The sequence below is a fragment of the Clostridioides sp. ZZV14-6345 genome, from assembly GCF_020657775.1.
Lineage (GTDB): Bacteria > Bacillota > Clostridia > Peptostreptococcales > Peptostreptococcaceae > Clostridioides > Clostridioides difficile_D.
The window spans coordinates 1-418 of sequence record NZ_JAGWCX010000189.1 but is presented as its reverse complement, the minus strand read 5'-3'; the positions used below and the strand labels follow the sequence as shown (position 1 = coordinate 418).

Genomic DNA, 418 nt, shown 5'->3' with positions numbered 1-418 from the left:
AAAAAACAATGAAAATTTTGAGGTTATGATATACACAGGTTTAAAGGATTGTGATGGAAAAGAAATCTATGAAGGCGATATTGTTTTATGTAGAAGTATATTTTTTACAGAGTTTGCAGGGGAGGTAAAATTTAAAGATGGTTGTTTTATTGCAGTGAATGAAATGTCAGGAGATTGCTTTAGATTATCTGAACTTGCAATAGTTAAGGTTGATGGGAATATACATGAAGATTTAAGTAAGTTAAATGATATAAGAAGATGTGATGAGGGGGGCATTAGGAATGATAATAATTAGAAGTCAAGATAGATTAGATTTAATGAGAGTTAACAGAGTTGAAATAAGTAATAAACAAGTATGTGCAGTGTTTGAAGAAGAATCAAATGTTAGAGAAATAGGTAGGTATAAATCAGAAGAAAG

General features: G+C 29.7%; 1 protein-coding gene. It reads left to right on the top strand.

Annotated elements, in window-relative coordinates; genetic code table 11:
* Positions 1–295 (top strand): YopX family protein (locus tag KGF39_RS19530; protein ID WP_227823581.1); only part of this gene is annotated, 295 nt, incomplete at its 5' end.
* Positions 296–418 lie beyond the last annotated feature (123 nt).